Genomic DNA, 12,711 nt, shown 5'->3' with positions numbered 1-12,711 from the left:
CGCAGCGGGAAGGTGCCGAGCGAGTAGCGCGGCTCCCAGCGCCCGGCGCCGACCAGCAGGTCGTACGCCCGGTGCAGGGCCGGGGAATTGGGTGCGGCGGCGAACGGCCCCTGTGCCATCCCGCCGACCCAGTGCACGGGCTGCGTCCACGTCTCCGGGTCGTCCGGGTCGCAGCCCGTCTCCCGCCACAGCAGCCGCGCGCAGCTCGCGGCCACGCGGGGCGCAACGGCGCCCTCCAGTTTGACGAAGCCGTCGCGGAGGAAGCGGGTCACCAAGGTCGTGTCGTCCATGCCGCCATCGTGCGGCGCCGCCCGTCCCGGTCACCCGACACTTGCCGCACCGCTTTTCTCGGGTGCGGCGTGCAGGGTCGCGTCTGATTGAATCGATGGTCGGGATCTTGGAGGCGAGCGTGCTGGAGCGGCTCAATCAGGCCATGGAGCGCAGAGCGGCAGCTTGACAGCTCCGTCGACGTAGGCGAGCTGGCGCGGGTCGCGGCCACCTCGGAGTACCACCTGCGGCGGATGTTCTCGGCGCTCGCCGGGATGTCGCTGTCGGAATACGTCAGGCGCCGGCGGCTGACCGTCGCGGGCGCGGAGGTATTGGCCGGTGAGCGGACGCTGCTGGAGATCGCGGTGCGGTACGGATACGGCTCGGGCGAGGCATTCGCGCGGGCGTTCCGCGCGGTGCACGGCGTCGGCCCCGGCGAGGCACGGCGCACCGGCGCGGCGCTCAGCTCCCAGCCCCGGATGACCTTCCGCCTCATCGTCGACGGGAGCAGCAGCATGCGCTACCGCGTCGTGCACAAGCCGGAGTTCAGCGTCGTCGGGGCGAAGGCCCGGGTCCCGCTCGTGCACTCGGGGCCGAACCAGGCGATCATCGATTTCGTCCGCGGGATCAGCGACCAGGCAAAGGAACTGCTGGAGAAGCTGTCCGACCAGGAGCCGCGCGGCACCCTCGCGGTCTGTGACGATCTTGATCCCAGCCGGGCGGAGGGCACCGGCCTCGACTACTACCACGGGGTCGTCACCTCGGCGTCCGCGCCGGAGGGCATGGCCACGCTGCCCGTGCCGACCGGGACAGGGGCAGTCTTCACCACCTCGGGGCCGGCGCCGGAGGCGATCCAGGCGCTGGGGCGGGATGTGTTCACCGAGTGGTTCCCATCGAACCTGAAGCTTCCCCTTGATCGTGGACACCTGGAGACTGGGATCTGAGGTTCCAGAGGAAGCAGTGCCAGGTGGGAAGCAAGTACACGAAGCGGTACTCGGACGAGTACAAGCGGGACGCGATCGAGCTCGTACGGTCGTCGGGCCGGACGGTGACCGAGGTCGCCCGGGAGCTCGGGATCAGTTCGGAGTCCCTGCGGGGATGGGTGAAGAAGGACCGCTCCGCCCAAGAGACCGAGCCCGGTGCCGGGCCGTCGGGGCCGGGTGGCGACGCTCGGGACGAGGAGCTGAAGCGGCTGCGGAAGCTGACCGCTGAGCAGGCGAAGACCATCGAGATCCTGAAAGAAGCGACCGCCTTCTTCGCGAAGGAGAGCGACCGGTGAGCGCGATGTGCCGGTTCATCCACGCGGAGAAGGCGAACTACCCGGTCACGCTGCTGTGCAAGGTGATGAAGACCGCCCGCTCCACGTACTACGCGTGGGTGGCCGGACGGGAAGCCCGCAAAGCAAGGCGACGGGCGGATGAGGCCCTGGCCCACGAGATCACGGTGATCCACCTCGCATCCCGGCGGAACTACGGCGTCCCGCGCGTCACCGCCGAACTGCGCCGACAGGACCGGCTGGTCAACCGCAAGCGGGTGGCACGGGTCATGCGGGAACACGGCATCGCCGGGAACAGCCGGCGCACCGGCCGCCGCAGCCTGACCAGGGCCGATACCAAGGCGGCCCCGTCGCCGGACCTGATCGGCCGGGACTTCACCGCCACCCGCCCCGGAACGAAGATCGTCGGGGACATCACCTACCTCCCCACCGCCGGGGGCTGGCTCTACCTCGCCTCCGGCTGGACCTGGCCACGCGCGAGGTCATCGGGTACTCGATGGCCGACCACCACCGCGCCGAACTCGTCGTCGACGCCCTGGACATGGCCGCTGCGCTGGGCCGCCTGGAACCGGGGTGCGTGATCCACAGCGACCGCGGATCGGAATACACCTCCGATCAACTCCGCACCAGAATCGGCGAGTTGGGGCACCGGCAAAGCATGGGCAGGACCGGGAGCTGCTTCGACAACGCCGCCGCGGAGAGCTTCTGGGCCGTCCTCAAAGAAGAGATCGGCACCCGCTTCTGGCCCGACCGGGCCACCGCCCGCGCCGACATCTTCAACTTCATCGAGACCTTCTACAGCAGAAGCCGCCTGCGCAAACACATCCACTGGGGCTGCCTCACCCCCCGCGAGACGCGCCTGCGCTATCGCCAAGATCAGGCCCTCGCGGCATAACAACACCGTGCCCGAGATCACGAGGAAACTTCAGCTCCGAGTCCCTGCGCGGTTGGTACCGCCGGCCCGGCCAGGCGGGCCGGCGGCGTCCGGGCGGGGCCCTGCACGGACCGGAGGCCGCCGGCGACGGCCGGCGGCCTCCGGGGCCTGCCTGTGACGCGGTACTGCTGCGGGGCTAGAAGACGCTGAGGCCGTACAGGCTCAGCGGCCGGGTGACCGGCTCGTAGAACGTGGTGCCGCCGGTGGTGCAGTTGCCGCTGCCTCCGGAGAGCAGGCCGTAGGCGGTGTTGCCGGCGAAGAGCGGGCCGCCGCTGTCGCCGGGCTGGGCGCAGGCGTTGGTCTGGATCGTGTTGTAGACCAGCTGGCCGTTGCCGTAGTTGACGGTGGCGTTCAGGCCGGTGACGCTGCCGGTGCGGTAACCCGTGGTGCTGCCGGAGCGCTCGATGCGCGTCCCGACGGTCGGGCTGCCGGCGTTGACGATGTCGCGGTACGTGCCGTTGTACAGGTACACGCGGCCGTCGGATGCGGCGGGGTTGGAGTGCTGGATGACCCCGTGGTCGTAGGTCGGGAAGACGGTCTGGCCCGGCACCGCGGTGCCGATGCTCCAGCTGGACCGGCCGCTGGTGCAGTGTCCGGCGGTGAGCGCGAAGTTCGTGCCCGCGGAGTTGCGGACGTTGAAGCCGAGGGAGCAGCGGGCGCCGGAGGAGGTGATGGCCTCCCCGCCAGCGATCAGACGGCTGAACTTGCCCGGGGTGCGATTGATCTGCAGCGCCCCGGACTGCGCGCCGGCCGCCTTCCTGATTTTGTTGATCTCCGCCGCCGAGACCGTGCTGTCGGCGGTGACGACGACCTTGCCCGACGCCTTGTCGGTGTACCAGGCCGTGCCGCCGACGTCGGCGGTGAGCACCGCGTCGCCGACCCGGGCGAGCTGGGCCGCGGTGGGCTTCGCGTCCGCGGACGCCGACGCCATGGCGGTGGGAGTCACGAGCGCGGACACGGTCGCCAGGGCGGCGACGACGGTGGCGGCACGGGCTCTTCGGGAGGCGCCCGACGACAGGAACGTCTTGATCTTCACTTGTCCTCCGGTGAGGGGTCGTGGGTCCGTTGGATGTCCGGGCCCTCGGTTCACGTCTGCGGCAGTCCTGCGGACAGTGCGGGCGTCCTGGAGGTGCCGCATCGGTGGTTGAACCTTCGCCGTGATATGCCCCTGTCAACAAGCGCGGCTTTCGGACGCTTCGGCGAGAGCCCCCGGGCGCGCAAGCCGGTTGGCAAGGAAGGGCTCTTGCGGGATCCCGTCCGCAGGGTGAGACGACGGGAAACTGACGGGCCATTGGGTGATGGCCCGTCGGTCGCCCCGGATTCCGGCAAGGTCCCGGGGGTGCGGCGACCGGTGGACAACGCGCCATTCATCGCGGCGCACCGAACTCTCCGGCGCCGCCGACTCCGCACGGCGGCGCGGCTGCTCAGGTCGCCGCCGGCCCCGGGCGGGCGGTGCGGCCGCGCCGGGCCGCCGGAAATCATGGCCGATTCGTAAAGATCAAGTGGAGTATTCCGGTATGCCGTGTGATGTGACGGGGGAGGCCGGGTCCATGCCGCGTCCCCCGTCCGTCATCGGCGCCGGGACGGGAGGAAGGCCGCGCCGTCCCGCGCGCGTTGCGGCGGGAATGCTCCCGGCGACTTTCCTGAGGCCGAGCCCGTATGGGCGGATTGCCCCTTGCGGCGCCCAGGACCGGTGGCCGGTTCGACACCGTCGGTCGAAAGCGTTTTCACGATGCCGTTCGGCGCCCGGCCTCTCCAGCCACCGGGCCCCCTCTGATCTCGGGCGAACACCCGCGGCGTCCCCTGCCAGACGCACTCCGCACGCCGGACCGAGCAGCCGCACCACGGGCACAGCGCACTGCTCACCGCGGGCGGGGCGGGAGTGAGGGAGCGGCGGAGGCCGTTGTCGTCGTCTGCGTCGTGTGAGCGGCCTGTGTGGCCGGGGCGCCGGCGAGCCCGGCGACCACCGCGGCCGGTGCCGTGCGGTGTCCGCCCAGCCCGCGCCGGACGACGCGCGGCCTCCGGCGGGAGCGGCCCACGACCGGCCCCGACCCCACGCCCCGATGCCAGTGGCGCCGCCTACGGTCCGCCCATGAGGGATGAGCTGTTGCCGTTGCCGTCGATCAGTCACTTCGCGGTGTGGGAGCCAGTGGTGCGCCTCCTGGCTGGCGTTTCGCACAGCCGTACCGCCCGCACCGTCGGCTGCATAGCGCGGAACGGATCGAGCCTGCACGAGCGTGCTGAAGGCAGGTGGAGGGGTGCTGTCACGTTGGCTGACTGGGTGGCATGATCTTTGGATTGGTCATGGTGGAGGGGGCGCCGTCCGTGGACAGTGCGCCGTCGTACCAGGGGCATCGGTACCCGGTCGAGGTGATCTCCCACTGCATGTGGCGGTACTTCCGCTTCCCGCTCAGCTTCCGCGAGGTGGAGGAGCTGATGCTGCAGCGCGGTGTGATCGTCTCCTATGAAACGGTCCGCCGCTGGTGCGCCAAGTTCGGGCAGGCCTACGCGAACGAACTGCGCCGCCGGCTGATGTCATCCACTACGGAGTCAGCAACAGTTCTCACCGGCATGTACGCGGCTGAGGCGGAGTACCTGGCGGCGGGAGGCCCTGGCGAGGCTTCGTTCGATCTGCTCGCCCCCTTCTTTGCGCCGGATGTCGAGCTGCATCAAGCAGATTCTCTGCCCTATGGAGGCACTTGGCGTGGGCACAAGGGAATGACTCAGTTCTTCCTCATGACGGGAGATCCTGTGAGGAGGACGTGGCCCACTGCGCAAAGGCCGGGATCAAGGTGATCGAGGTCTGCCAGGACAAGCTGGACCCGGACCGCGCCTCCGCGCAGCTGGACCGGACGGTGAAGGCCGGACTGGCGATCAGCTCAGTGCAGCCGTCGGTACGCGCGATGCTTCCGAGCACAGGGCAACCGCGGCCGGGCGAGCGGCAAGACCGGTTGGCCGCATTCCGCCGATGCGTGGAGCAGGTGGCACCCTACGCTCCTGGCGCGGTATTCGTCACCGACAGTGGAGCCAGGCGAAGGTGCGCTCGCCGACCCAGCGGGTCTTGCCCAGGCCGGATCCGTGGGTGGTGCCTTTGCGGGCGATCTTCGGCGTGATGCCCCGGGCCCGGATGAGGCGGCGGTACGTGTCGTAGTCGTAGCCCCGGTCGGCGAACAGACGCATGGGCCGGTGACGAGGCCGGCCGCGGGTCCCGCGGATGTGCGGGATCGCGTCCAGTAGAGGCATCGGCTGTGTGACGTCGTGACGGTTTCCGCCGGTCAGGGACACCGCAAGGGGTGTGCCGTGCCGGTCGGTGATCAGGTGGTGCTTGCTTCCCCGGCGGGCGCGGTCGACCGGCGACGGTCCGGCCGGATGCCCACCGGAAGGCATCCGGCACCGCTGGCACCAAAACCGGCCGCCGGCCGCTGGGGAGGTCCGGTGCCCGGCCGTGTTCCTGATCGGGTTCCGGCCTGGGCGGGCGGGAATGACCGCCATGCTGAGGGGCGACACCGGCGAGCGGGGGGGGGAGCGGAAGAAGACGCTCGCCATGCAGCGAGGACATGCGCAGCTTCGCCGTGGACCCATGCCGGTCCGAAAGCCGAACGCTCCTCGCTCACGTACGTATGGCGGTCAGGCCGCCACGAGTTCCTCGGCGACGAACTTCTCCACGAACTCCCGTGCACGACGGTCGAACGCCGCGTACTGCGCCTCCCGCTCGGCGCCCGTGACCGCGTCGCCGACCAGGAGATTGCCTTCGGCGTCGACGCGCTGAGGGCGTTCCTCCGCGTCGGTGAGCAGGCCGACGGTGGAGCGGGAGAAACCGCAGTAATAGGCGATGCCCTCGCTCAGGTTGGTCTCGAGGACGGTCTGCATTCCCTCCACGACGGGATCGTCGGCAGTGGCACCGGCCAGGCCCAGCCACAGGATGCGCTTGCCGGCGAGGCGGGGCTTGCTGCGGCCGTAGGCGAACCCGTAGTTCCATACGCGGTCGATCCAGCCCTTGAGGATGGCGGGCACGCTCTGCCAGTACACCGGGAAGACGGCGACGACGGCATCGGCGTCGAGGAGGCGCTGCATGTGGGCGTGCACTTCGTCCGAGTACCTCTTCTCCCGGTCGCCCCAGTCCGGCTGGTCCGCCACGTTCATCCGAGGGTCAAAGCCCTCGGCGTGCAGGTCGAGCAGGTCGACGCGGTAGCCGGCGGCTTCGAGCCGGGCGGCGGCACGGCGGGCCGTGTGCGCGGTGAGGGAATCGGTGCGGTGGTGTGCGACGACGACGAGGGCTGTCCTGGCACGGCTGTCGTGCTGCGTCACGGTGTCTCCCGGCTGGTCTCGGTCGGTCCGATGAACGAGTCCAGTACAGCCGCGACGACGTAGATGATCCATGGGAGAAACGCTCCGGAATATAGGAGATCGTCTACGGTGTCTTTCCATGGATCCTTTGAGTTCGCTGCTGAGCGGCATCCGGGCCGAGGGGTCGGTCGTCAGCCACGCCGTACTGACGGTGCCCTGGACCATCCGCTTCGCCGACGCCGCGCCGCTCATCATGATCAGCGTGCTGCGGGGCGGGGGCACCCTGCTGCTGCCCGACGGAACGGAACGAGCGATCGGCGCGGGTGACACCGCCATCGTGCGCGGACCCGAACCGTTCCACCTCGTGGACCACCCCGCCACCGTGCACAGCTCCCACGCCGCGTACGAAATCGCCTGTTTCACCGAGAGCACCGAGTGCAGCGCCCAGGAACTCGGCGGTATCCACTGGGGCACCGACTCGGAGGAGGCGACCGCGCTGATCGTGGGCGCCTACCGCGCCTCGGGCCACCGCCACGAGCGGCTCCTGCGTGCCCTGCCGCCCGTCCTGGTGGTCGAGGAGGACGCCGAGGTCTGTGCCTGGCTGGAGACGGCCGCCGCCGACGCCGCCCATCACTCGGCCGGTTCGCAGGCGTTGATGGACCGGCTCCTCGACTGGGCCCTGGTGTGCACCCTGCGCACCTGGTTCGACAAGGCGGGCGCCGACGCGCCCAGCTGGTACCGGGGCCTCGCCGACCCGGTCCTCGCGCCCGCCCTGCAGTCCTTCCACGACCGGCCCGCCGAACCCTGGACGGTGGCCTCCCTGGCCGCTCGGGCCGGCGTCTCCCGGGCGCTGTTCGCCAAGCGCTTCACCCGGCTGATGGGCCGCCCGCCCCTCGCCTACCTCACCGAATGCCGCATGGACGAGGCCGAGACGCTGCTGTCCGACACCGACCTCGGCATCGCCCAGATCGCCAGGTCCGTCGGCTATGCCGACCCTTTCGGCTTCAGCGCCGCGTTCAAACGCCACAAGGGCCTGAGCCCCAGCGCCTACCGCGCCGCAGCGGCCGCGGCAGGCTCGGGTTCTCTCACGTCGAGGTGACCGGCGGCGCGGTAGGCGAGGAACACGATCACCGCGCGTACCTACCTGCAGCGGCTGACCGGAGTTGCGCAAGGAGCCCGCCGAGGCTCGGAATGCTTGACTGAGCGTCGGATGGGAGCGGGCAGGAGGAGGGCGCCGAGGGACGAGAACAACCGCGGGCGGTCTGCGACGACTGGCGGCTGCGTCGGTACATGCGGCGGGCCGACGAGCGCAAGGCCCGGGAGTTCGAGAACGAACAGGTCACCAGAACTGGGGTGACGGCTCCCTTGGCGCGGCACCGGCAAAGCTCGGCCTCGATGCCGGGCCGCCCGTGGACGCCCGGCGCCTTGCGGCCATCCCTCCAGGCGTCGAGTTGTACGTGCGCGACGCCAAGGAGATAGGGCGCCGAGCCGACGAATCCGGGCAGGACGCCCTCGTCCTGAGCCTGCTCCAGCGCCTCGATCGCGCGGGCCTCGTGAGCATTACCACGGGTGATGACGGCTGGTCGCGGCTCACCGTCCCCGAGAGTCCGTATGAACGCAGGGACCAAGTCTCCCGGTGGGACCCGAGTTCCGGCGGGCGACGTGCTCAGCTGCCCGGACAGCCGCATGAGATCCACCGGCTCGGTCTGGCCGGCAACGGGTCGTGGATCGCCCTCGGGGATCCGGACGAGATCCGCGTGCTGGAACTCCCCGGTTGCCAGAAGCGCTTCACCTCGAGGCAGAGGACGGTGACCACCGACGGCATCGTCATCGGCACCCGCGCCCGCCTCGGCTACACCGCGCCGATCGGGTCGACAAACCAGAACCGCATCCGGCACCTGACCGTCGCCCTGCCGCCGCAGCACGCAGCCCGCCTCTTCGACGCCCAGGAAGCCGGCGCCAGCGACCAGCAGCTCCAGCGGATCGCCGCCGAAGCGCTCAAGGAGGTCTACTTCCAGGACAACGGCCGCCGCGCCGGCCAGCTGGAGGAGGTCCGCTTCACCGACATCGAGCACCTGGAGTTCGAGCTGTGAGCGCCACCGCACACCGCGCGAACCCTGGACCAGTTGTTGAGCCGAAGCACGACAGTTGTCACATCGGCGGACTTGTTGTCACCGGCGCTGAGGACCTCTCGTCCTACGGCCTGGAGGACTACCCGCATCAAGCGCGTCATGTCCTGCCTGGGGTCGTGAACGCACCCGCTGGCCCCTGGTGACGACGGGCCGGAGGCCCGTGGGTGTTGGCAGAGGGCCGGTCATAGCGCGGCTGTGCCGCCCGGTCGCACCACCGTCTTTGGCCGGTTCCGGCGGTTCACCCGGTTCTGCAGTGGGAGTAGCGTCACGGACTAATTGGTGCCCTCGCGGTCGGCCGGTTCACCGGTGAATCGGCCACGCACGGCGAGAGCGGCAGCAGACGGCGAGATGCCGTATCGGGTCGTAGGACCCTAAAGCATCGACCGGCAAGGAGGACGACATGTCGTGGGTGACCAGCAGCCTTCGGGCGCTCAGCGGTGAGATGCGTGCGCGGTGGCACGGGTACTTCGTCGGCTACGGGCAGCAGGACTGACGCTCGGCAGCCGGAACAGGCACGACTCTGACCGGCAAGGGAGGGCAGCCGCGATGTCATGGATCATCAGAAGCCTTCGGGCGCTCAGCGGTGAGGCGCGCACGCGTCGCAACCAGTACGGCGACAGGTACGGGCACAACGCCTGACGTGCTCTCCGTAGAGGGATGGGACGAGCGGTCGAGCCACCGCGCGTCCTGTCCTCCGTCAGATGGGTGGACGACCCGTGTTCCTGGACAGGAAGAGTCTGTGGCCGCACCTGCGGCGGTGGGAGGAGCAGGCCGCGGACCACGACGGTCCGTTCAGGCTCCGCTTCGGAACCCTCTTCGTAGCCGATGCCGACGCGGCCCGGGACGTCCTGGTCGACTCGTCCAGCAACTACCTGTCCCAGTCCGGGTTCTATCGCTTGGGACCGGAACCCTTGCCCCAGGCGGTCCGGAGCGAAGCCTCCCGCGAGCTACTCAGGGTCCTGGCCCGGCACGACCTCGCGTCGTCGTTCGACCTCGACTCCGCCCTCGGTGAGGTGAGTGACGGCCGTGGCCGTCTGCGGCACCAGCGCTGGGGTGTCGAAATGGTCCGGCGGTACTTCGCCCCCGTCATCGCGCACCAGCGTCATACCGAAATCAACGCGCTCGTCGACGCCTACGTGACGTCGAGCGTCGTCGCCGACGACATCGTCGGCCACGTGCTGAGACGCTCGCACCGTACGGTGCCCGCCGTCCGGGCCGGGCTCGCCGAACAACTCGGCCGGCTGCCGGCGCGGGAAGGCGGCGTGCAGGACCTGGTCGATCTGGTACTCGGCCTGCCCGGTGAACTGTCCCCCGGCGATCGCGCACAACTGCTGCAACGTCTCGTCCTGTCCACGGTCGGCTTCACCGGTGTGGCTCTCGAATGGGTGGTGATGCTCGGCATCCAGCACGGCTACGACACCCCGGCGGTGCGGCAGGAACAGGTCCATCGGCTGGTCAGGGAGGCGCTGCGCCTGTATCCGACCGCGTGGCGCCTGATCCGGGTGGCCGCCGCCGACCACGAGGTTGCCGGCGTCCGGGTCCACGAGGGCGAGCACATCCTGATCGGCACGCACGCGATCCACCGGTCGGCGGCCGTATGGGACAGGCCACTGGACTTCCGTCCCTCGCGCTGGGAGCAGCCGACCGACGACCAGCGGCGCTCCTACCTTCCCTTCGGCAAAGGCGACGGCATGTGCCCGGCGAACGGCTTCGCCGTCAAGGCACTCGAACACCTCGGCCACCTCATTCTTCACAGCCACCGGGGGCACGTGCGACTGCACACCCGCAAGCCCCACGTCCGCACGCTCCTGGCCCCGCCTGCCGGCTGGACCCGCCTCACCCCCGCCGCAACACCCGCGCGCTGAACTGGGCCTCTCGCTTTAGCTTGGCGTCTTACGTCGCTCGTACGACAAGCCAGTAGCCCGCGGGGTCACCCGGACAGCGGCGGCGGCCGTCTGTGATCCCCGGAAGGCCGTCCCAGACGACGAAAGTTGCCCTGCCGATCAAGGCGCCGCGTGCAGGATCCATGCCGTGGTCTGCTCGCCGAACATCGGCGGCAAGGCGTCGCGCGTCGCGCCCCGGCCTGGCGACAAGAAGGTGGCTGATGGAGCATCTGTGACAAGTGGCCTGCCTCCCTGGTGACAACCTGACTGCCTCGGCACGGTCTTTGCCAGCCCATTTCCGATAGTTGGCCACTTTGGCACCGAGTTTGCCCCCCGGAGGCAGGACAGGGATCCGGCGCGGTGACCAGGGCAGCAGGACCGCTCCCGATGAACCTGGCCAGGTTGATGCCGTGGTGATCAAATCGTTGCCGCACGGTGTACAACCGCGTACGGCCCTCCCCTGTCCCACAGTCAGCTACTGAGGATGATCCTTCTGACCGGTGCGCCCGCGCGCTCGGTCCAGGCTGCAGAGGAAAGGACGGGCTTGTCGGTGGGGAAGACGACGTGGAGCGCGGTAGTGGCCGGTGGAGCGGCGGTCGTGCTCACAGGGGTGGCGGCGGTGCCGGCCGGGGCGGCGGAGGGCGGGGTCTCCTTCTCCCGGGTCGCGGTGAACGGCGGGAAGCCGATCGTGATCGGGGTCAAGGAGGAAGTCGAGGTGCCCGCGGTCTTCCGGATGACGACCACGCTCAAATACGACTACGGGCCGACGGTGTTCCCCTACCGGGGAAAGCCCGACACGGGAGACACCCTGCACAGCTCCGTCATCACCAGTGACTGCAAGGTCGTGGACAAGGCGAAGGGAATCTGCGACTTCAAGGAATGGCTGTACATCGACCCGCGGAACCATGACTTCGGGAACGAGGACGCCGGCACCTGGAAGACTGCCGCGCGGGTCTTTCTCGCCGGTGACGCCCACGACACTGACGGCCTGAACCTCCCGTTGCAGGTCAAGCGGGCCACACGCGTGACCGTCAACGCCTCGCCCGAGCCGGTCACGGCAGGAAAGACGATCACCGTGACCGGGCGGGTCACACGGGCGAACTGGGACACCCACACGTACCAGGGGTACGCGGGCCGCACGGTGAGCCTGCAGTTCAAGGCGGCGGGTGCCTCCTCGTACACGACGGTCAAGAAGGTGACGTCGAGTAGTACGGGGTCGCTCAGAACCACGGTGAAGGCCACCGAGTCGGGGACCTGGCGGTGGACGTACTACGGGAACTCCACCTCCGGGGCGAAGTCGTCGACCGGGGATTACGTCGCCGTCAGGTAGGCGACGCGTGCGCGGATCGCCTCCCCCACGAAAGCGTCATCATCCGCACCGGCAGGACCGGGCACCTCAATGACCTCATTGACCCGTAGCCGGCGCCGCAGGGTTTGGGACTCCTGTGTTCAAGTAAAGTCCGATCTCCTGGGCTCACTGACCTGACGCCGCTCCGAAGCCCGCTTCCGGCAAGCGAAGCGCGCGGCGCAGAATCCACAGCGCGCTACTTGGCCGGTCTGGCCAAGTAGCGCGCTCCTTACCTTGTCGGCGGGTTGATTCCGGTCCTTCGTACGATCGGGAGACCCAGGGCCCTGGGTGTGGCTTTAGCGCGCTCATGCCGTAGGTGTGGCTTTGACTGATTGGCCGCCCAGTGCCCCGCGACGACACGGCCGCTCATTGGGATGAGCGAATCACGATCGCTTCGTAAGGACACGTCGGCGTGGTCGTCTGCAGAAACCGGCCAACCGATCGACGAGGGAGGCTCGTGCAGGCCGATGGCAACCAGAGCCGCACCTCCTTCGGAGCCGGCATAGAGGATCGGACGCTCCTCCCCGCCTTCGCCGCAGAAGAAGAACGTGCCGCCAGCACCATCACCGGCAAACCCCTCAAGC

Annotated in this window: 9 protein-coding genes and 5 pseudogenes; 10 read left to right on the top strand and 4 right to left on the bottom strand. The window is 69.4% G+C overall.

All coding sequences use genetic code 11. From position 1 onward, the window contains the following. A pseudogene (locus RIM90_RS21895) lies at positions 1-290 on the bottom strand (phytanoyl-CoA dioxygenase); the annotation flags it as partial. 119 nt (positions 291-409) lie between these two features. Here RIM90_RS21895 and RIM90_RS21890 point away from each other — a divergent pair. From RIM90_RS21890 to RIM90_RS21875, 4 genes and pseudogenes are all read left to right on the top strand, one after another. Then, positions 410-1,166, top strand: a pseudogene (locus RIM90_RS21890) (helix-turn-helix domain-containing protein); the annotation flags it as partial. 68 nt (positions 1,167-1,234) lie between these two features. Then, positions 1,235-1,546 carry a transposase gene (locus RIM90_RS21885; RefSeq protein WP_309062442.1) on the top strand — a complete coding sequence of 104 codons (312 nt, stop codon included), beginning with the start codon at positions 1,235-1,237 and terminating at the stop codon, positions 1,544-1,546. Positions 1,547-1,551: 5 nt separating this feature from the next. Beyond that, positions 1,552-2,124 carry an IS3 family transposase gene (locus RIM90_RS21880; RefSeq protein ID WP_309062447.1) on the top strand — a complete coding sequence of 191 codons (573 nt, stop codon included), beginning with the start codon at positions 1,552-1,554 and terminating at the stop codon, positions 2,122-2,124. Beyond that, the gene (locus RIM90_RS21875) at positions 2,040-2,438 is read left to right on the top strand and encodes a DDE-type integrase/transposase/recombinase (RefSeq protein ID WP_309062441.1); all 399 of its coding nucleotides are present in this window, start codon (positions 2,040-2,042) and stop codon (positions 2,436-2,438) included. Before RIM90_RS21880 ends, RIM90_RS21875 begins: the two co-directional genes overlap by 85 nt. A gap of 175 nt (positions 2,439-2,613) precedes the next feature. Here the strand turns inward: RIM90_RS21875 and RIM90_RS21870 are convergent, their stop codons facing one another. Beyond that, on the bottom strand, positions 2,614-3,513 hold the full coding sequence (locus RIM90_RS21870) for a S1 family peptidase (protein WP_375165515.1): 900 nt from the start codon (positions 3,511-3,513) through the stop codon (positions 2,614-2,616). 1,250 nt (positions 3,514-4,763) lie between these two features. Here RIM90_RS21870 and RIM90_RS21865 point away from each other — a divergent pair. Beyond that, positions 4,764-5,006 (top strand): annotated as a pseudogene (locus RIM90_RS21865) (IS6 family transposase); the annotation flags it as partial. A 3-nt stretch (positions 5,007-5,009) separates the two neighbouring features. Further along, positions 5,010-5,225 (top strand): annotated as a pseudogene (locus RIM90_RS21860) (nuclear transport factor 2 family protein); the annotation flags it as partial. A 273-nt stretch (positions 5,226-5,498) separates the two neighbouring features. Here the strand turns inward: RIM90_RS21860 and RIM90_RS21855 are convergent. Next, positions 5,499-5,852, bottom strand: a pseudogene (locus RIM90_RS21855) (transposase); the annotation flags it as partial. Positions 5,853-6,104: 252 nt separating this feature from the next. Continuing rightward, positions 6,105-6,785: an NAD(P)H oxidoreductase gene (locus RIM90_RS21850; RefSeq protein ID WP_309062440.1), complete on the bottom strand. Its 681-nt coding sequence runs from the start codon at positions 6,783-6,785 to the stop codon at positions 6,105-6,107. A 118-nt stretch (positions 6,786-6,903) separates the two neighbouring features. On the opposite strand from RIM90_RS21850, the gene RIM90_RS21845 reads away from it, so the two are divergent. The 4 genes from RIM90_RS21845 (at position 6,904) to RIM90_RS21830 (ending at position 12,109) form a co-directional block, all read left to right on the top strand. Continuing rightward, on the top strand, positions 6,904-7,863 hold the full coding sequence (locus RIM90_RS21845) for an AraC family transcriptional regulator (protein ID WP_309062439.1): 960 nt from the start codon (positions 6,904-6,906) through the stop codon (positions 7,861-7,863). A 358-nt stretch (positions 7,864-8,221) separates the two neighbouring features. Beyond that, positions 8,222-8,857: a hypothetical protein gene (locus RIM90_RS21840; protein WP_309062438.1), complete on the top strand. Its 636-nt coding sequence runs from the start codon at positions 8,222-8,224 to the stop codon at positions 8,855-8,857. Positions 8,858-9,612: 755 nt separating this feature from the next. Further along, positions 9,613-10,761: a cytochrome P450 gene (locus tag RIM90_RS21835; RefSeq protein ID WP_309062437.1), complete on the top strand. Its 1,149-nt coding sequence runs from the start codon at positions 9,613-9,615 to the stop codon at positions 10,759-10,761. A gap of 568 nt (positions 10,762-11,329) precedes the next feature. Then, entirely contained in the window at positions 11,330-12,109 is a 780-nt protein-coding gene (locus RIM90_RS21830; protein WP_309062436.1) for a hypothetical protein, read from the top strand. Positions 12,110-12,711: the final 602 nt, after the last annotated feature.

Origin of the sequence: Streptomyces sp. (assembly GCF_031181555.1) — a bacterium.
In the GTDB taxonomy this organism is placed as follows: Bacteria; Actinomycetota; Actinomycetes; order Streptomycetales; family Streptomycetaceae; genus Streptomyces; species Streptomyces fimbriatus.
Note: the sequence above shows the minus strand (reverse complement) of the source record. Positions and strands in the feature narration are given on the sequence as shown.